The organism is Marinomonas dokdonensis (genome assembly GCF_052747885.1).
Genome location: NZ_JBRAND010000005.1, coordinates 53,161 through 71,259, shown reverse-complemented (window position 1 = coordinate 71,259; position 18,099 = coordinate 53,161). Strand labels below are relative to the sequence as shown.

17 protein-coding genes are annotated in these 18,099 nt (G+C 44.8%); 15 read left to right on the top strand and 2 right to left on the bottom strand.

All coding sequences use genetic code 11. From position 1 onward, the window contains the following. Positions 1-3: 3 nt before the first annotated feature. Together glnD and map are read right to left on the bottom strand one after the other, a co-directional pair. The gene (gene glnD / locus ACUM5Y_RS13160) at positions 4-2,697 is read right to left on the bottom strand and encodes a [protein-PII] uridylyltransferase (protein ID WP_445977338.1); all 2,694 of its coding nucleotides are present in this window, start codon (positions 2,695-2,697) and stop codon (positions 4-6) included. 61 nt (positions 2,698-2,758) lie between these two features. After that, positions 2,759-3,616: a type I methionyl aminopeptidase gene (gene map / locus ACUM5Y_RS13155; protein ID WP_445977337.1), complete on the bottom strand. Its 858-nt coding sequence runs from the start codon at positions 3,614-3,616 to the stop codon at positions 2,759-2,761. Positions 3,617-3,938: 322 nt separating this feature from the next. On the opposite strand from map, the gene rpsB reads away from it, so the two are divergent. The 15 genes from rpsB (at position 3,939) to rnhB (ending at position 18,098) form a co-directional block, all read left to right on the top strand. After that, positions 3,939-4,673 (top strand): 30S ribosomal protein S2, encoded by a 735-nt coding sequence (rpsB, locus tag ACUM5Y_RS13150; RefSeq protein ID WP_445977336.1) that lies wholly within the window; start codon positions 3,939-3,941, stop codon positions 4,671-4,673. 86 nt (positions 4,674-4,759) lie between these two features. Beyond that, complete coding sequence (gene tsf / locus ACUM5Y_RS13145; RefSeq protein ID WP_445977335.1) at positions 4,760-5,620, top strand: translation elongation factor Ts; 861 nt, start codon at positions 4,760-4,762, stop codon at positions 5,618-5,620. A gap of 131 nt (positions 5,621-5,751) precedes the next feature. Then, positions 5,752-6,474: a UMP kinase gene (gene pyrH / locus ACUM5Y_RS13140; RefSeq protein ID WP_445977334.1), complete on the top strand. Its 723-nt coding sequence runs from the start codon at positions 5,752-5,754 to the stop codon at positions 6,472-6,474. A gap of 7 nt (positions 6,475-6,481) precedes the next feature. Further along, positions 6,482-7,039 carry a ribosome recycling factor gene (frr, locus tag ACUM5Y_RS13135; RefSeq protein ID WP_445977333.1) on the top strand — a complete coding sequence of 186 codons (558 nt, stop codon included), beginning with the start codon at positions 6,482-6,484 and terminating at the stop codon, positions 7,037-7,039. A gap of 56 nt (positions 7,040-7,095) precedes the next feature. Beyond that, positions 7,096-7,827, top strand: coding sequence for an undecaprenyl pyrophosphate synthase (uppS, locus tag ACUM5Y_RS13130; RefSeq protein ID WP_445977332.1), 732 nt, complete (start codon positions 7,096-7,098; stop codon positions 7,825-7,827). A 3-nt stretch (positions 7,828-7,830) separates the two neighbouring features. Further along, positions 7,831-8,634, top strand: coding sequence for a phosphatidate cytidylyltransferase (locus ACUM5Y_RS13125; RefSeq protein ID WP_445977331.1), 804 nt, complete (start codon positions 7,831-7,833; stop codon positions 8,632-8,634). Beyond that, positions 8,634-9,806 (top strand): 1-deoxy-D-xylulose-5-phosphate reductoisomerase, encoded by a 1,173-nt coding sequence (ispC, locus tag ACUM5Y_RS13120; RefSeq protein WP_445977330.1) that lies wholly within the window; start codon positions 8,634-8,636, stop codon positions 9,804-9,806. The genes ACUM5Y_RS13125 and ispC overlap by 1 nt, the downstream gene beginning before the upstream one ends. After that, complete coding sequence (gene rseP, locus ACUM5Y_RS13115; RefSeq protein ID WP_445977329.1) at positions 9,806-11,152, top strand: RIP metalloprotease RseP; 1,347 nt, start codon at positions 9,806-9,808, stop codon at positions 11,150-11,152. The genes ispC and rseP overlap by 1 nt, the downstream gene beginning before the upstream one ends. Positions 11,153-11,195: 43 nt before the next feature. Beyond that, positions 11,196-13,475, top strand: a complete 2,280-nt coding sequence (bamA, locus tag ACUM5Y_RS13110) for an outer membrane protein assembly factor BamA (RefSeq protein WP_445977328.1) — start codon at positions 11,196-11,198, stop codon at positions 13,473-13,475. A gap of 31 nt (positions 13,476-13,506) precedes the next feature. Next, positions 13,507-14,001 (top strand): OmpH/Skp family outer membrane protein, encoded by a 495-nt coding sequence (locus ACUM5Y_RS13105; protein WP_445977327.1) that lies wholly within the window; start codon positions 13,507-13,509, stop codon positions 13,999-14,001. A 3-nt stretch (positions 14,002-14,004) separates the two neighbouring features. Then, complete coding sequence (lpxD, locus tag ACUM5Y_RS13100) at positions 14,005-15,045, top strand: UDP-3-O-(3-hydroxymyristoyl)glucosamine N-acyltransferase (RefSeq protein WP_445977326.1); 1,041 nt, start codon at positions 14,005-14,007, stop codon at positions 15,043-15,045. Further along, positions 15,042-15,479, top strand: coding sequence for a 3-hydroxyacyl-ACP dehydratase FabZ (gene fabZ / locus ACUM5Y_RS13095; RefSeq protein WP_445977325.1), 438 nt, complete (start codon positions 15,042-15,044; stop codon positions 15,477-15,479). The genes lpxD and fabZ overlap by 4 nt, the downstream gene beginning before the upstream one ends. After that, entirely contained in the window at positions 15,479-16,255 is a 777-nt protein-coding gene (gene lpxA / locus ACUM5Y_RS13090) for an acyl-ACP--UDP-N-acetylglucosamine O-acyltransferase (RefSeq protein ID WP_445977324.1), read from the top strand. The genes fabZ and lpxA overlap by 1 nt, the downstream gene beginning before the upstream one ends. A gap of 74 nt (positions 16,256-16,329) precedes the next feature. Next, complete coding sequence (gene lpxB / locus ACUM5Y_RS13085) at positions 16,330-17,496, top strand: lipid-A-disaccharide synthase (RefSeq protein ID WP_445977323.1); 1,167 nt, start codon at positions 16,330-16,332, stop codon at positions 17,494-17,496. After that, positions 17,496-18,098 carry a ribonuclease HII gene (gene rnhB, locus ACUM5Y_RS13080; RefSeq protein ID WP_445977497.1) on the top strand — a complete coding sequence of 201 codons (603 nt, stop codon included), beginning with the start codon at positions 17,496-17,498 and terminating at the stop codon, positions 18,096-18,098. The genes lpxB and rnhB overlap by 1 nt, the downstream gene beginning before the upstream one ends. Position 18,099 lies beyond the last annotated feature (1 nt).

Sequence of the window (18,099 nt, the reverse complement as noted above, 5' to 3'; positions counted from 1 at the left end):
GTTTTATTCCATAGACTGAGAAAAACGGTCAATTTTCTCTTTTAGTAGACGGCAAATTTCGGTCATTTTATCGTTATCTGTGATCAGATTGCCATTTTCTTCAGTGATGTAGAAGGTATCTTCCACGCGTTCACCTAATGTGGCGATCTTGGCTTTATGCAACATGATGTTGTGATTCATAAAGAACTGGCCAATCAGTGCCAGTAGCCCTGGACGATCCGGTGCAGTTACTTCAAGTGCTGACCAAACTTCATCTGGCTGGCTAACAAAGTGCGCAGTTGCAGGGGAGTTGAAGATTTTTAAGATGCGTGGCGTGTGTCTTTGCACTAGGCTGGCGTATAAAGATGGCGAGTCCAATTGCTCCGTGAGAGTGTCACGAATCATCTTAATACGTTCGTTATCAAGGTGCAGGTCGGTACCATTTTCGTTACTGTCCATAACCACAAAGCTATCCAGCGAATAGTTCGTCGTGGTGTGGCTGATTTTGGCATCAAGTACCGTTAACCCCAGTTGTTCGAAAATGGCCGTGGTCACCGCAAATAAATGCTTGTTGATCTGGGTATAGATGAAAATCTTGCTGGCACCAGAGAAGTTTCGCCCCCCAAGTGGTGTAATCGCGACTAGGGGTTTGTCACTTGGACGGTGAGCCAAAATGGCTTCTGTGTTCCACGCAATCTCATCGCCGTTCGAGCGGATGAAGTATTCGTCTTCTATGGTCTGCCAAATGTCTTCAGCGTCACTGATATCAACATTACGCTCAATGATGATCTCTAGTGCTCGTTGCTTGTGTTCGTCGCTGAGCATGGCGGCATCCATTGGATCATCAAGGCCGCGACGCAAGGCGCGTTTGGTTTCCAAGTAAAGTTGACGCATTAAAGAGGCGCGCCAGCTGTTCCACATAGTAGGGTTGGTGGCGTTAATGTCTGCGACGGTAAGAATGAAGAGGTAATCTAGGTATTCTTGATTCTTCACATAGCTGGCAAATTCCCAAATCACATCTGGGTCGGAGATATCTTTGCGTTGCGCTGTCACCGACATAAACAAGTGGTTACGCACCAGCCACACTACCAAGTTAGTGTCTTGTTTAGACAAGCCATGACGTTCACAAAACGCTTGGGCATCGACACAGCCCAGTTCCGAATGATCGCCGCCACGGCCTTTAGCGATATCGTGGTAAAGACCTGCAATATACAGTAGCTCGACTTTTGGCACATGACGAATGGCTTGTGAGGAAATTGGGAATTTTTGCTTGAATTCCGGCAACCATAAGCGACGTAAGTTTTCCACAAGTTGTAGGGTGTGGGCGTCTACTGTGTATATGTGGAAAAGGTCGTGCTGCATTTGTCCGATAATGGCACCGAACTCTGGTAGGTAGCGGCCAAGTAACCCCAAATGTTTCATGGATCGTAAAATGCTGCTGAGTCGGTAGCGACTGGAAATGATGTCTAGGAATAAATCTGTGTTGCGCTTGTTGTTGCGGAAGTCGTCATCAATCAAATCCAAGTTGTCACGTAATTGGCGCATGGTGTTGGCGCGAATGCCTTGGACGTCTTCAAATTGACCATACAGCACATAAAGCTCAAGCATACAGGTCGGATCTTTTTGGAAAAGTTCATCGTCGCGAGCTTCTAATTGGTTGTTATAAATTTGGAAGTGGTCGTTGATGATTTGGATGTTATTGCAGGCATCACTTGGCACAAAGGACTCTTCAAAGTGTTGCAGCAAGACATCATTAAGCTGTTGAATGGCGGCTACGCTTTGATAATAGCCCTGCATAAAGCGCTCAACATTGCGTTTCAAGTCCAGATCGTCAAAACCAAATAATTTGGTGAGTGAGCGTTGGTGGTCAAACAATAGACGGTCTTCTTTGCGGCCTGCGATCATGTGCAATGCCCAGCGAATACGCCATAAGTGGCCTACTGCACCTTTTAACTGTACGTATTCGTCTTCAGACAAAAAGTCCTTTTCAACCAGTTCACTAAAGCGGCTAGTGTGTAGGTGGCGTTTGGCTACCCAGTCAATCACTTGCATGTCACGCAAACCGCCTGGACACTCTTTTAGATTAGGTTCTAAGTTGTAAGCGGTATTTTGATATTTGGCGTGACGCTGTTTCTGTTCTTCTAACTTGGCCTTATAGAAAGAGTGGCCATCCCACATGTGTTCATTATCAATGCGTCGGTTCAATTCATTGAGCGGTTCAGGGGAGCCGCATAAGGTCCGAGCTTCAATCAAATTGGTGATAATGGTGACATCACTTTGTGCTATGTCGGCGCATTCACTGATAGTGCGCACACTGTGACCAACATCTAGGTTGATGTCCCACAAGAAGGTGATAAAGCCTTCGATTTTCTCTTTCGGTACGTCGGTTTGATCATCGATCAAGATGAGCAGGTCTATGTCGGATTTAGGGTGTAGTTCGCTACGACCGTAGCCGCCCACCGCGATTAGGCTAACATTACTTTCTTGAGTGAGCCCTTTAGAAGTCCATGCCGCACTTAAGGCTTCGTCATAGACTGCTGCCAGACCTTTTACTAATTTTTCAATGGGATAAAGGGAGTGAAAAAGGTCGTTGTAAGCGAGAGTTTTTTCTTCTAAAACGTCTTTGTAGTGTTTGATCGAACAGTTGGTGGCAGACAGTGTGTCTTTTTCTTCTTGTGTCAGCAGTGGCGGAGCGTCTGGAAAAGCAGGGAAACCCATATCAAAAGCCTCGATAAATACTAGAAAACGTTAAAGAACGATTAGGGTAGAACACGCTCTCTTATGAGAAGCGTGTTTCTTCTGGGCGGCGTGTAAGAACTTCAACTCCATCTGCAGTCACTAATAAGGTGTGTTCATATTGAGCAGATAAACGGCCATCTTTGGTTTTGGCAATCCAGTTATCCAAACCTGTATGCTTAACCTGTTTTTTACCAGCGTTAATCATAGGCTCGATGGTAAAGGTCATGCCTTCTTCAAGTTCGAAGCCTGTGCCAGCTTTGCCGTAGTGAGCCACTTGTGGCTCGCCGTGGAAAGTGGTGCCAATACCGTGGCCACAATATTCCTCAACGACTGAGTAATGATGCTTGTGAGCATAAGCGGCAATAGCAGCGCCAATATCGCCAAGACGAGTGCCAGGTTTCACCATGTCAATGGCTAGGTATAGGCATTCTTGTGTGACTTTCGCTAGGCGTTCTGCGTGAGGCAATGCTGCCCCAGCAAAAAACATTTTACTGGTGTCGCCATAGTAGCCATCTTTGATGATGGTGATGTCCACATTCACCGCATCGCCTTTCTTTAGGGCCTTGTCATTTGGTATGCCATGACAAATCACATCGTTCACTGAAGTACAGCAAGACTTAGGAAAGCCATGATAGTTAAGCGGCGCAGGAATCGCTCCTTGCACATCCACAATATAGTTGTGTGCCAAAATATCGATTTGCTCAGTCGTAATGCCCGGCACTATGTATTCTTCAAGCATAATCAGTACGTCAGCGGCTAACTTGCCCGCGACGCGCATACCTTCAATATCACTAATATCATTGAAGCGAGTTGCTGCTGGACGAGGGGTTGGTGCAGGTACTGGGCTGCGGCCATTTTTCGTTAGGTTTTCAACTTTTTGTAAGATTTCGTTGCTCATAATAAAACTGTCTTAAATTGTTGCTATCTATAATGGTCAGACATTCTACATGAGTTAGGCGGCAGAATCGCCTCCCTCTAGGAAAAAAACGACCTTGTTTGAGTCGGCAAAAATGCTCGCAAGTCTTTTTGTTTGGCGTCAAATATGGTATAAAACGCCCGCCTTTCGAACAAGGGTTCGAAAAAGGTGTAAAACATTAAAAAACTAACGATCTTACCGCAATAAATAAGAGTGTCTGGGGTGTCTTAGGTTGCCTTAAACCTTTATTGACTGATGCTTTTAGCTGGTAAGCATAAACAACCCAAAATTAAAGGATAAGATAATGCCTACAGTTTCTATGCGCGACCTTCTACAGGTTGGTTCACACTTCGGTCACCAAACTCGTTACTGGAACCCAAAAATGAAGCCATTCATTTTCGGTGCTCGTAACAAGATCCATATCATTAACCTTGAGCACACTGTTCCAGCTCTTAACGAAGCACTTGAGCTTGTTAAGAAAATGGCAGAAAGCAAAAACAAGGTTTTGTTTGTTGGTACTAAGCGTGCTGCATCTAAAACGATTAAAGAGCAAGCGATTCGCTCTGGTATGCCATACGTTAACCACCGTTGGTTAGGTGGTATGTTGACTAACTACAAAACTATCCGTGCATCTATCAAGCGTCTTCGTGAGCTTGAAACTCAAATGTCTGATGGTACTTTCGAGAAGCTGACTAAAAAAGAAGCTTTGATGCGTACTCGTGAGCTTGAAAAACTAGAGCTTTCTATGGGTGGTATCAAGGACATGGGCGGTCTTCCTGATGTGTTGTTCGTAGTTGACGTTGATCACGAACGTATTGCTATCAAAGAAGCAAACAAATTAGGTATTCCTGTTATCGGTATCGTTGATACTAACAGTGATCCAGATGGTATTGATTACATCATTCCTGCAAACGACGATGCTATTCGTGCTGTTCAGTTGTACGTTTCTGCTTTTGCAGACGCGGTTCTTGAAGGCCGTTCTGCAACGGCTGGAAGCGCTGACGAATTCGTTGAAGTAAGCGAAACGGCTGAAGCGTAAGCAAACTATCTAGTTTGTGCTGGTTTCTAAAGGGGGGTATTTTGCCCCCTTTTTTAAATTTGAATTAGTATTAAAGAGGATTTGACATGGCCGCAGTATCTGCAGCATTGGTAAAAGAGCTACGTGAACGTACTGGTCTTGGCATGATGGAGTGTAAAAAAGCACTTGTCGCTGCTAACGCTGATATCGAAGTAGCGATTGAAGAGCTACGTAAATCAAGTGGTATGAAGGCAGCTAAAAAAGCGGGTCGTACTGCAGCGGAAGGTACTATCGTTATGCGTGTTGCTGACGATGCATCTTACGGTGTATTGGTTGAAGTTAACTCTGAAACTGACTTCGCTTCACGTGATGAAGGCTTCGTAAGCTTCGCTAATAAAGTAGCTGATGTTGTTTTTGCAACAAAAGAAACTGATATGGAAGTTTTGCTAGCGGGTGAAATCGGTAGCGCTCGTGAAGCTTTGGTTCAGAAAATCGGCGAAAACATCACGCCTCGTCGTGCAGTAATCGTTGAAGGTGGCCTAGTAGGTGGTTACCTACACGGCAACGGTCAAATTGCTGTATTGACTCAACTTGAAGGCGGCGACGCTGAGTTGGCTAAAGACGTTTCTATGCACGTAGCAGCTGTTGCTCCTCGTGTTGTTAAAGGCGAAGACATGCCTGCTGACGTTTTGGCGAAAGAAGAAGAAATCATTCGTGCACAGCCAGACATGGCTGGTAAACCAGCAGAAATCGTTGACAAAATGATTGTTGGTCGCATTAAGAAATTCTTGGCTGAAAACAGCTTGCTAGAGCAGCCTTTCGTTAAGAACCCAGAAGTTAAAGTGGGTCAACTTGTGAAAGATGCTGGCGCGACAATCACTTCATTCATTCGTCTAGAAGTAGGTGAAGGTATTGAAGTTGCAGAAGTTGACTTCGCAGCAGAAGTGGCAGCACAACTTAAAGGTTAATACCTAGTTGTAATGTCTTGCAAAGAAAAGGGGCAGTTTAACTGCCCCTTTTTATGAGAATTGCATAACTATGAGGTCGGCGATGTCGATTTCAGTTATTCTTCTAGATAAAACCATGACCGGAGGTTGATATGCCAAAAGAGAAAAGCCCAAATTACAAACGTATTCTACTTAAATTAAGCGGTGAAGCGCTGATGGGAGATGAGTCCTTTGGTATTGACCCGAAAGTACTCAATCGTATTGCCCTAGAAATTGGTCAACTGCGTGGCATTGGTGTAGAAGTTGGTATTGTGATCGGTGGTGGTAACTTGTTCCGCGGACAGGCACTTAGCCAAGCGGGCATGGACCGTGTAACCGGTGATCACATGGGTATGTTGGCAACAGTAATGAATGCTTTGGCCATGCGTGATGCGCTAGAGCGTGCCAATATCGCCACTCGTGTTATGTCTGCGATTACCATGACTGGTATCGTTGAACCTTATGACCGTCGTCGCGCTATGCGCTTGATGAAAGAAGGTGATGTACTGATCTTCTCTGCGGGCACGGGCAATCCTTTCTTTACAACAGACTCTGCTGCTTGTTTGCGCGGTATTGAGGTAGATGCTGATGTTGTATTGAAAGCGACTAAAGTCGATGGTGTCTATTCCGCTGATCCGATGAAAGACCCAGATGCTGTAAAATATGATACATTAAGCTATGACGAAGTATTGGAAAAACAGTTAGGTGTCATGGACTTAACAGCGATTTGTTTGACTCGCGACCATGATATGCCAATTCGAGTATTTAATATGAATAAGCCTGGCGCACTGACTAACATCATGGTTGGTGGCTCAGAAGGCACTCTGATTAAGTGAGGAAGTTATGATTAACGAAATTCTAAAAGATGCAGAAGATCGCATGAATAAAGCGGTTTCCTCTGTGGAAGTTGCGTTTAAAAAAATTCGTACAGGCCGTGCCCATCCAAGCATTTTGGATTCTGTGAAAGTAAACTACTACGGCTCTGAAACACCTCTTAGCCAGGTGGCGAACATTACCGTTGAAGATGCGCGTACCTTGGGTGTGTCTCCTTGGGAAAGTAACCTAGTTCCTGAGATTGAAAAAGCCATTATGAAGTCTGACCTAGGTTTGAATCCAGCGACAAACGGTAGCTTGATTCGTATTCCTATGCCTGCATTGACGGAAGAAACCCGTCGTAACTACTTCAAACAAGCAAAAAGCGAAGCAGAAAATGGCCGTATTGCGATCCGTAACATTCGTCGTGATGCCAATGGTAGCTTGAAAGACCTTGTTAAAGAGAAAGAAATTTCTGAAGACGATGATCGTCGTGGTCAAGATCAAGTGCAAAAAATTACTGACAAGTTTGTTGCTTTGGTTGAAGAACGTTTAGCTGCGAAAGAAAAAGATTTGATGGAAATTTAATAGAAAAGGCGAGCAGGCGAGCCATGCTCGCCTTTTTTATTGACTAAGGTAGCTTTATGTCTGACTCAGCTGAAATGGTAGAGGATTTAACTAATATCCCTGCTCATATCGCAATCATCATGGACGGAAATAACCGTTGGGCTAAACAAAAGTTTTTGCCCAGTATTGCCGGTCATACCGCAGGTGCGGGCGCTGTAAGGCGTACGGTGGAAGCTGCGGCAAGTGCTGGCGTTAAGGTACTTACCCTATTTGCTTTTTCCAGTGAAAACTGGAAACGACCTAAGGTGGAAGTCGACGGTTTAATGAGTCTTTTTATGCGTTCCCTGAAGAAAGAGCAAAAACGATTAAGCAAATACGATATTTGTTTAAAAGTTATGGGGGATGTATCTGGCTTTAGTGAAAGCCTACAAGCACAGATTAAGCGTGTGGAAAGCGCGACAGCCAACAATCAAGGCATGGTATTGGTGATTGCCGCTAACTACGGTGGCCGCTGGGATATTGCCCAAGCCGCTAAACAATTGGCAATGCAAGTGGCAGAAGGGAATCTAGATCCAGATCAAATAGATGAAACAATGTTGGCTCAGCATATGTCGCTGTCCGACTTACCCGAACCCGATTTGTTAATCAGAACATCAGGGGAAGAGCGTATTAGTAACTTTATGTTGTGGCAAACCGCCTACGCTGAGTTTGTTTTCCTACCTGTGCTCTGGCCTGATTTTGGTCAATCCCATTTTGATGAAGCGTTGCAAATCTATCAAACCCGTCAACGACGTTATGGTGGTCGATAACCCATGTTAGTCCCTCGTATTATTAGTGCTGTGATTATGGCGCTACTCTTTATTTGCGCTGTATTTGTTTTAGAAGAAGGCAGTTTTGTCTTAGCAATGGGTGGCGTAGTTATCGTGGCTGCGTGGGAGTGGGCGCGACTTTCGGGCGTGCAAAAAGCTGTTGGGCGCCTTGGTTTTGCTCTGGTGGTTGCCGCCTGCTGTTACCTTCTAGAAAGTCTGAATTGGCCGCGATTATCCTTGTATATCAGTCCTTTAGTGTGGTTATTGGCTTTGTATTGGGTGATGCGTTATCCCGATCAGCTTGTTTGGCGCCACGTCGCGGCGAGACTGTTGTTTGGTGTTTTGGTTTTACTCACAACTTGGTCTGCGTTAGTGGTTTTGAAACAATCTGACAATTTTGTTGTCTGGGTATTAGTGCTAATGGGATTAATCTGGGGCGCGGATACGGGTGCCTACTTTGCCGGGCGTGCTTTTGGTAAGCGTAAATTGGCTAGATTTGTGAGCCCTGGTAAGTCTTGGGAGGGCGTGTTTGGTGGTCTCCTGTTAACTCAGTGCGGCATAGGTTTGTTTGCTGTGATGAGTGATTTTTCTCTCAGCGAGTGGTTGGCGTTAACGCTAGTGGCCTTGGTTACCTCCTCGGTCTCTGTGCTAGGGGATTTAACGGAAAGCTTGTTTAAGCGTCATGAGGGTCTTAAAGACTCCAGCAACTTGATTCCTGGGCATGGTGGTGTCATGGATAGAGTCGACAGCTTAACCGCAGCGGCGCCGATCTTTGTCTTATTTTTAATTTTGGTTGGATGGTTGTAATGCAGGGTATTTGTCTGCTTGGCGCAACAGGCTCAATAGGCCAAAGCACATTAGATGTGATTGCCCAGCATCCGGATCAATTTAAATTAGTGAATGCTTCAGCCCATTCCAGCGTTAAAAAAATGGCTGAGATTTGTCATCGTTTTTTACCTGAGCGAGTGGTAATGGGCAGCGCTGAGGCTTGTGATGAATTGCGTGAACTGTGCTCTGGCTTGGATGTCTCCATAGAGTGGGGCGATCAAGCATTAGAAAGCATTGCGGCGCAGGATGGCGTTGATCAAGTCATGGCAGCGATTATGGGCTTTGCGGGTTTAAAACCCACTTTGTCAGCAATCCGTGCCGGCAAGCGTATCTTACTTGCTAACAAAGAGTCTTTAGTCACAGCAGGCCAGCTTTTCATGAATGAAGTGAAAAAGCATGGTGCCGTGTTATTGCCGATTGATAGTGAGCACAATGCTATTTATCAAAGCCTGCCTCAAACGGCCACAGGCGCGGTTAAGAAAGATGTTGCAAAGATAATTCTTACGGCCTCTGGTGGTCCATTTAGAAGTTGGTCTTTAGAAGACATGAAAAGCGTGACGCCAGAGCAGGCTTGTAATCACCCGAACTGGTCCATGGGGCAAAAAATCTCTATTGATTCCGCTTCCTTGATGAATAAAGGGCTGGAGTTAATCGAAGCTTGTTGGCTATTTGATGTGACGCCTGACGATGTTGAAGTGGTGGTTCACCCTGAGAGCATAGTGCACTCCATGGTGTCCTATTTGGACGGTTCGGTGATCGCTCAAATGGGTAACCCAGACATGAAAATTCCCATTGCTTACGGCATGACTTGGCCAAATCGGGTGACCACTCAAGTGCCGCCATTGAATTTAGTGGAAATCGGTTGTTTAAATTTCGAAGCGCCAGATCTGCAGCGTTTTCCTAACTTAGACCTAGCTGCAAAAGCTTGGTATCTAGGGGGTACTGCTATGGCGATCTTAAATGCGGCCAACGAAGTGGCTGTGGCGGCATTTTTGCAAAAGAAAATAGGTTTCTTAGACATTGCACGAGTGAATGAACGCGTGCTTTTTGGCATGAACATAGACCCTGTCGAGTCGTTAAATGTGGTGTTTCAAGCGGACTTATCAACCCGAGAGTTTGCCCATCATGTCATTGCTCAAGGTGATTTTTAATGATTCAAAATATTCTTTCTATTGTTGTGGCCTTGGGGGTTCTAATTACCTTCCATGAATTTGGCCATTACTTTATTGCTCGCCGTTGTGGTGTAAAGGTACTGCGTTTCTCGGTTGGTTTTGGTAAGCCGATTTATCGTTATGTGGGCAAAACTGGCACGGAATATACCTTGGCACTTATTCCCCTAGGGGGCTATGTCCGCATGCTCGACGAGCGTGAAGGGGGCGTACCTGAATCCCTTAAAGAGCAAACATTCAACAGTAAAAATGTTTGGCAGCGTATTGCCATTGTTGCAGCGGGCCCTTTAGCCAATTTCTTATTGGCGATTGTGATTTATGCGCTGGTGGCTTTGATGGGAATACAAACCGTCGCCCCGAAAATTGGCGCTATTGCTGATAATTCACCGTTAGCGCAAACCAATATACAGGTCGGGGATGAGCTGGTTTCGATAGCCGATCAAACCGTGAATTCTTGGGAAGATGTAAATTTAGTGTTAGCAAGCTTGATTGGCAAAACTGAAGGCATTAAGGTTCGCTATCAAGTGTCAGAAACCCAGATGTTACAAGAGACTACTACGCGCCTAGATCGCTGGTTGGTGGGTGAACAGCCGAGCAACTTAATTCGTGCTTTTGGTATTGTGCCTTGGCAACCTAATGTAGCGCCTGTTATCGCCCAAGTGGTCGCTGATGGTGCTGCTCAGCAAGCGGGCTTTCTGGCGCAAGACGTTATTTTGTCGATTGATGATATTGCCATTAGCAGCTGGCAAGAAGTTGTTGACCAAGTCCAAATGAGCCCAAATCAGACATTGGTTGTAACGGTGGCTCGTGATGGTCAACAGAGAGAGTTACTACTACAACCTAGAGCCACAGAGCGTGATGGTCGTGAAGTCGGTTACGCAGGGCTCGCGGTGCAACCACCGGTGTGGGACAAGAGTTTAATACGTGAAAACCAATATGGTGTGTTCGAGTCTTTGTCTTACGGTATAGGTCAAACCTGGAATATGGTTTCTTTAACGGTATCATCCGTAGTGAAGATGGTGCAGGGGTTAATATCGGTCGATAACTTATCTGGGCCAATCACTATCGCAAAAGTGGCTAGTGCGTCAGCGGACTCTGGTTTACAGCCTTTTTTAAAATTTATGGCCTATCTCAGTGTGAGTTTAGGTGTTCTTAATTTATTGCCCATTCCTATGTTAGACGGTGGGCATTTATTGTTTTTTGGCATTGAAGCTGTACGTCGTAAGCCAGTGACTGAGCGTATTCAGAATTTGGCTTACCGTGTGGGTGCTTCGTTACTATTTGCCTTGATGGCGATTGCTATTTTTAATGATATTGCCCGCTTGTAGAGAGGTATATGTGAAGGTTGTTTCAGCGCTAGTTTTTACACTAATGAGTGCGCAAGTTTTAGCGCAAAGCGTCGATGATGTACGAGTGGATGGTTTGGTTCAAATGCCGTCTGAAAGAGCATTTGATTTAATTGGATTCGAACAAGGTCAACATTACGATTCTGGTAACGTTTATCAGGCGATAAATAGCTTATTTAATTCCGGCTACTTTAGTGATGTAGATGTCTATGAAGATAACAATTTAGTGATCTTTAATGTGGTCGAACGTCCTTCTATTGGTTTGTTAACCATAGAGGGAAATGACCTTATCTCTACGGAAGATTTAGAACGTGGTCTTAAGTTGTCCGGTTTAGAGCAGGGTGAAATCTATAAGCCAGAAACCCTCAATCAGATTGAGCAAGAACTACAGCGTCAATACTATGGATTAGGTCGATACAGCGCTAAGGTTAAGATTGAAACGGAAGACATGCCTCGTAACCGTATTGCCATCAAATTGAATATTGATGAAGGTGATACCGCCAAAATCGTACACATTAACATTGTTGGTAATACCCATTTTGACGATGAAGCGCTAACCAAAAACTTTGAGTCGCGTGAGACGGGTTATTGGAACCCCTTTAGCTCTGCTGACGAATACGCAAAAGCGAAAATTGACGGTGATATTAATAAGCTAAAAAGCTTTTATTTAGATAAAGGTTATTTGGACTTTGGTGTGGTATCTAGTCAAGTGAGCTTGTCTGCCAATAAGAAAGAAGTTTATGTGGTGATTAACGTTGAAGAAGGTGAACCTTACTTCATCAATAAAGTGGCTCTGAGTGGTAGTTTGCCGATCTCTGAAGACAGAATATGGAAACATATCGATCAAAAGACAGGCGATGCATTTTCCAGAAGTCAGGTTACTGAGATTATGGAAAACATCTCTACGGAACTTGGCGATAGCGGTTATTTATTTACGGATGTAAACGTCATTCCTAATAAGCATGACAATCATACGGTGGATTTGAGTTATCAAATTGCCCCTGGCCCGAAAGTTTATGTGCGCCGTATTATCTTTAGTGGTAACAGTGAGACTCAAGACGAAGTATTGCGCCGTGAAATGACTCAGTTTGAAGGAGCATTAGCGACCCACTCTGATATTCAAGCATCCAAACGTCGATTAGAGCGTTTAGGCTTCTTTGGTAGTGTTGATCTTCGTACCCGTCCTGTACCTGGCACAACCGACCAAGTAGATCTAGATGTTGTCGTGGTTGAACAGGCGTCTGGTAGCATTCAGGCCAGTGTGGGTTACTCCCAAGAGGATGGTACGGTATTAGGCTTTGGTATTTCCAAACGTAACTTCTTGGGTACGGGTAATAAGCTAAGCTTCAATGCTTCTCGATCCGACTCCTCTGAGGATTACTCTATTTCTTACGACAACCCTTACTTCACAGTTGACGGTGTTAGTCGCGGGGTGAAGGCCTTCTATCAAACCAGTAATCACGACGACGACGATGTTGAAGATTACGACTTGGATAGAATTGGTGTGGGTGTGAGCTATGGTTATCCGATATCAGACACACAACGTCTAAGTTTTGGTGTCACGGTTAAAGAAACGACCGTAAACCTTGGTTATGACCCATCCAATGAAACCAGCGGATATGTGGATGAATATGGGGATAGTTACGACGATTTGATTACCACGCTAACCTGGAGTGATAGTGATCTGATCGGTGGTGTATTGCCAACCAATGGTTATTCCACTACAGCGTCTTTAGAGGTGGCAACACCAGCGGGAGATCAACAGTACGCTAAGCTAGGTTTGAGCTCGCAAAGGTATTGGAATATTTCTAACTCTAACCTTTGGTTGTTCCGCCTAAAAACTCGTCTAGGTTACGGTACAGGCTATGGCGACTCGGATCAGCTGCCTTTCTTTGAAAACTACTTTGCAGGGGGCTCCTACTCAGTTCGTGGCTTTGAATCTTCATCATTAGGTCCACAAAACTCTTATGATGACGATGACACAGATACTTCTGCGATCGGTGGTAATATTCTTATCACAGGTACGGCTGAATTGATTTTCCCTTTGCCTATGGTGGAAGATCATAAATCTGTACGTACGGCTTTATTCTTGGATGCGGGTAACGTCTTTACGGATTCATGTCTTGCGGATAATGATAATTGCGAAGAAGGCGTAGATTTAGGTGAGATACGTTATAGTATTGGTTTGAGCTGGACTTGGATCACACCTATAGCACCGTTGTCGTTTAATTTTGCGCGGCCAATTAACGATGAAGATGGCGACAGCACAGACTTTTTCCAATTTCAGCTAGGTACAACTTTTTAAACTTAAATCATCAGGATCAGGGAGATAAGCAATGCTAAAAGTCATGATAACGCTTTCTACATTATTTTTTGTGGGGGTTTTGCAAGCAACAGAAGTTGCCGTGCTTGACTTTAGAGCGGCTCTATTAAACAGTGAGATCGGTCTGGAAGCGGCAAAAGAGCCTAAGCAAAAAGTTGCTGCTATGGATGCCCGTCTGAAAGAAGAAGAGAACGTTGTTAATGGTATGATTCAAGATTTAAAACGTGATGAGCTAACATTATCACCGGAAGAGTACCAAAAACGCCGTCAAGCTATTGCTGATCATGATAAAAAAGTCCGAGCGATGGCCGCAAAAATGCAGAATGAAGCGCGCACCCTAGAGCAAAAACTTATTCAAGACCTGACGCCAAAAGGTGAAGCGGCGCTAAAAGCCCTGATAGAAGAGCAAGGTATTGAGTTGGTATTAAACCGTCAAGCAAGTTTGTATGCTGGGGCAAAAGTCGATATAACAAGTGAGTTAGTGCAGCGTATCAATAAGGAAAACTAATTTATGAGCTATACTTTGGCCGAATTGGCTGAAAGAGTACAAGGAAAAGTAAAGGGTGATGGCAACTTAGTGATTTCTGGTTTGGGAACACTTGAAAAATCAGACCGACAGCAGTTAAGTTTTTTAGCCAATCCAAAGTATACGAACCAATTAAAAACAAGTGGTGCAGGTGCTGTTCTCGTTAAATCAGTGGAGCAGGCCAGTGTCGTTGAAAATGCCATTATTACTCAAAATCCGTATTTAGCGTTCGCGCAGTTGTCTCATTTATTTGTACCGAAAACTCAGTCTTGGGTAGGTGTGCATGCAAGTGCCACCATATCCGATCAAGCCCAAGTGGCTGAGGATGTGACCATAGGGCCGAACAGTGTTATCGATGAGGGTGCGACGATAGGTTCAGGGACAGTGATTGGTGCGAACTGTGTGGTGGGTCGAAATGCACATATTGGTAGCAACGGTCGTCTTTACCCTAATGTGACCCTTTACCATGATGTAAAAATTGGTGATGACTGCATTCTACACAGTGGATGCGTCATTGGTGCAGACGGTTTTGGATTTGCCCCTCGAACAGACGGTTGGGAAAAAATTAATCAACTGGGTGGGGTAGAAATTGGCAATCAAGTTGAAGTAGGAGCTAATACCACCATTGACCGAGGCGCGCTCGAAAGCACTCGTATTGGCAATGGGGTGAAAATAGACAATCAAGTTCAAATTGCCCATAACGTCATAATTGGCGATAATAGCGCTATTGCAGGCGGTGTAATGATTGCTGGCAGTGTGAATATTGGCGAATTTTGTACTATTTCAGGTGGCTCAGGAATTACTGGTCATCTGACTTTGACCGATAGAGTACACATCACAGCGATGAGCTTAATCAGTCATTCCATATTAGAAGCGGGTTCTTATTCGTCCGGAACAGGAATGGAACCGACTTCAAAGTGGCGAAAAACGGTAGCAAGAATACGACGATTGGACGAGACCGCGAAGCAGGTCTTAGATTTAAGAAAACAAGTGAACAAGTTATTAGAAAAGGTTGATACTAAATGATGGACGTTAATGAAATTCGCCGATACCTACCGCACAGATACCCGTTTTTGTTGGTGGATCGTGTAGTTGAGCTAAACCTAAATGAGTCCATTGTTGCTTACAAGAACGTGACCATAAACGAACCTTTTTTCAACGGTCATTTCCCTGATCACCCAGTGATGCCAGGTGTATTGATTATTGAAGCCATGGCACAAGCCGCTGGTATCCTTGGTTTCAAGACCATGGGTAAAACACCAGAAGATGGTTCTATCTATTACTTCGTAGGTTCTGATAAACTGCGTTTTAAACGTCCTGTTGTGCCGGGTGACCGTGTACAGTTGGAAGCTAAGATTATCACTGAAAAGCGTGGTATCTGGAAATTCGAATGTAAAGCAACGGTTGATGGTGAGCTTGCTTGCTCCGCAACCATTTTGTGTGCAGACAGGAAGGTATAGTGGCAATACACCCTACGGCTTTAGTTGATCCCAATGCAAACGTTGATGCCAGCGTTGAAATAGGACCCTATTCTGTTATTGGTCCCCATGTCACCATAGGGGAAGGTAGTGTTGTAAAGTCTCATGTGGTTATTAATGGCCATACGACGATTGGCGCCCATAATGAAATTTATCAATTTGCTTCGGTAGGCGAAGCGAATCAGGATAAAAAGTATAAGGGTGAAGCGACAAAGCTTGTGATTGGCGATCATAACGTCATTCGCGAGAATGCCACCATTCACAGAGGTACCATTCAAGACGAAGGTATTACCCGTATTGGTGATTATAATCTGTTTATGGCCAGTACCCATGTGGGTCATGACTGTGTTGTTGGTGATAATAATGTATTGGCTAACTATGTGGCACTTGCTGGGCATGTAAAATTGGGCAACAACGTGATCCTAGGTGGCTACACGGGTGTGCATCAATTTTGTCAGGTCAACTCTTACAGCATGTGTGGCATGGGTTCTATGGTCTCGAAAGATGTGCCCATGTTTGTCATGGTGTCGGGCAACCCTGCAAAAGCTCATGGTATGAATTTCGAAGGTATGCGTCGTCGCGGTGTTAGCGGTGATGTGATCAAAGCCTTAAGACAAGCCTACAAAGCTGTCTATCTAAAAGGTTTTACCCTAGAACTTGCCATAGACTACATAGAAGATGGCGAACTTAGCCTCATTCCAGAAGTACAAGCTTTTGTACAATCCATTCGACGCTCCACTCGCGGCATTATTCGCTAAGTTAAGTTGAGTCGTCGAACAAAAAGAAACCTCGGAAGCATTCGGGGTTTTTTTATTATAAGAGAATAGAATTAATGCAAACTGCGTCAGTAACACGTTATGTCCTAGTGGCGGGGGAAGCGTCTGGAGACATTCTGGGTGCAAACTTGATTGCGTCGCTCAAAAAGCTTCAGCCGAATGCTATCTTTGAAGGCATTGGTGGGCCTTTGATGGCAGAGCAAGGTTTGCAAAGCATGGTACCTATGGACCGTTTATCAGTGATGGGGTTGGTGGAAGTGCTGGGTCGCTTGCGAGAGCTATTGACCATTCGAAAAAATCTCTATCAGAACTGTATTGATTCACCCCCCATTGCATTTATAGGTATAGACTCTCCTGACTTTAACCTGCCTTTGGCGCGTAAACTCAAGCAAGCGGGCATTCCTACTGTCCATTATGTGAGTCCGTCGGTTTGGGCTTGGCGCCAGAAGCGTATTTTCAAAATTAAAAAATCTGTCGATTTGATGCTGGCATTATTTCCGTTTGAAATGCCGATTTACCATCAGCACGACATTCCGGTAGTGTGTGTGGGTCATACCCTAGCAGATGAAATCCCTTTGCACAGTGATGTTAACTTCGCCCGAGAAATCCTAAACATTGCTCCGACGGATGCCCCGCTATTTGCTATCTTGCCAGGTTCAAGGGAAGGTGAAGTTTCCCAATTAATGCCACTGTTTGCACAAGCTATGGCATTAATTAAACAGCAAAAGCCCCAAGTGAATTTTATTATTCCGGCCGCCAATGAGGCGAGAAAGCTGCAGATAAAACACATTTTAGAAGAGTTTTCATTGCAAGCCGAGATTATTGATAATCAGTCTCGCACTGTCATGACGGCTTCTGATGCAATACTTGTGGCTTCGGGTACTGCTGCCCTAGAGGCTATGTTAGTGAAGCGACCTATGGTGGTTTCCTATCGAGTAAACAAACTGACCTACTGGATCATGTTGCGAATGATCAAGGTTCCCTACGTGTCATTACCTAACCTTCTGTCGAATGAGCCTTTGGTGCCAGAGTTATTACAAGATGAGGCCACACCGGAGAACCTTGCTAAGCAGCTGCTACAAACATGGAAAAGCTTTGTGGACGATGAATCCATTCAGCAAAAATACCTTGATCTACACAAGATGCTAAAAAAGAACGCAGGTCAAGTAGGAGCTGAAGCCATTATTTCTATGCTTGCAGATAAAACGGCAGGGAAGGCATGATGGAGCCCTTTGTCAGTGAGGTATACCTAGGAAGCTTACTCGCGGGTGTCGACGAAGCCGGACGAGGGCCATTGGCGGGTGAAGTTGTTGCTGCTGCGGTGATTTTGGACCCTAATAACCCTATCGAAGGATTGGCAGATTCCAAGAAACTCAGTGAGAAAAAACGCGAAGCCTTGTTTGATGAGATCAAACAAAAAGCCCTAAGCTATGCCATTGCCAGTGCATCCGTGGCGGAGATAGATGAGTTAAACATCTTGCATGCGAGTATGTTGGCCATGTCTCGTGCTGTCGCCGCTTTACAGGTCGCGCCGGAGCATGCCTTAATTGATGGCAACCGTATTCCTAAAGCACTTATTTGTCCTGCTGAAGCGGTGGTGAAAGGCGATGCGCGGCACCAAGCTATTTCAGCGGCTTCGATTCTGGCAAAAGTTTCCAGAGACAGAGATATCGTGGCTTATGGTCAAGAGTACCCACAATATGGCTTTGAAAAACACAAGGGTTATCCCACCGCTGTACATTTGCAGGCCCTTAAAGATCATGGCTTAACGCCATTGCATCGTCGTAGTTTTGGCCCAGTCAAAAGAATTATAGAAGGATCATAGG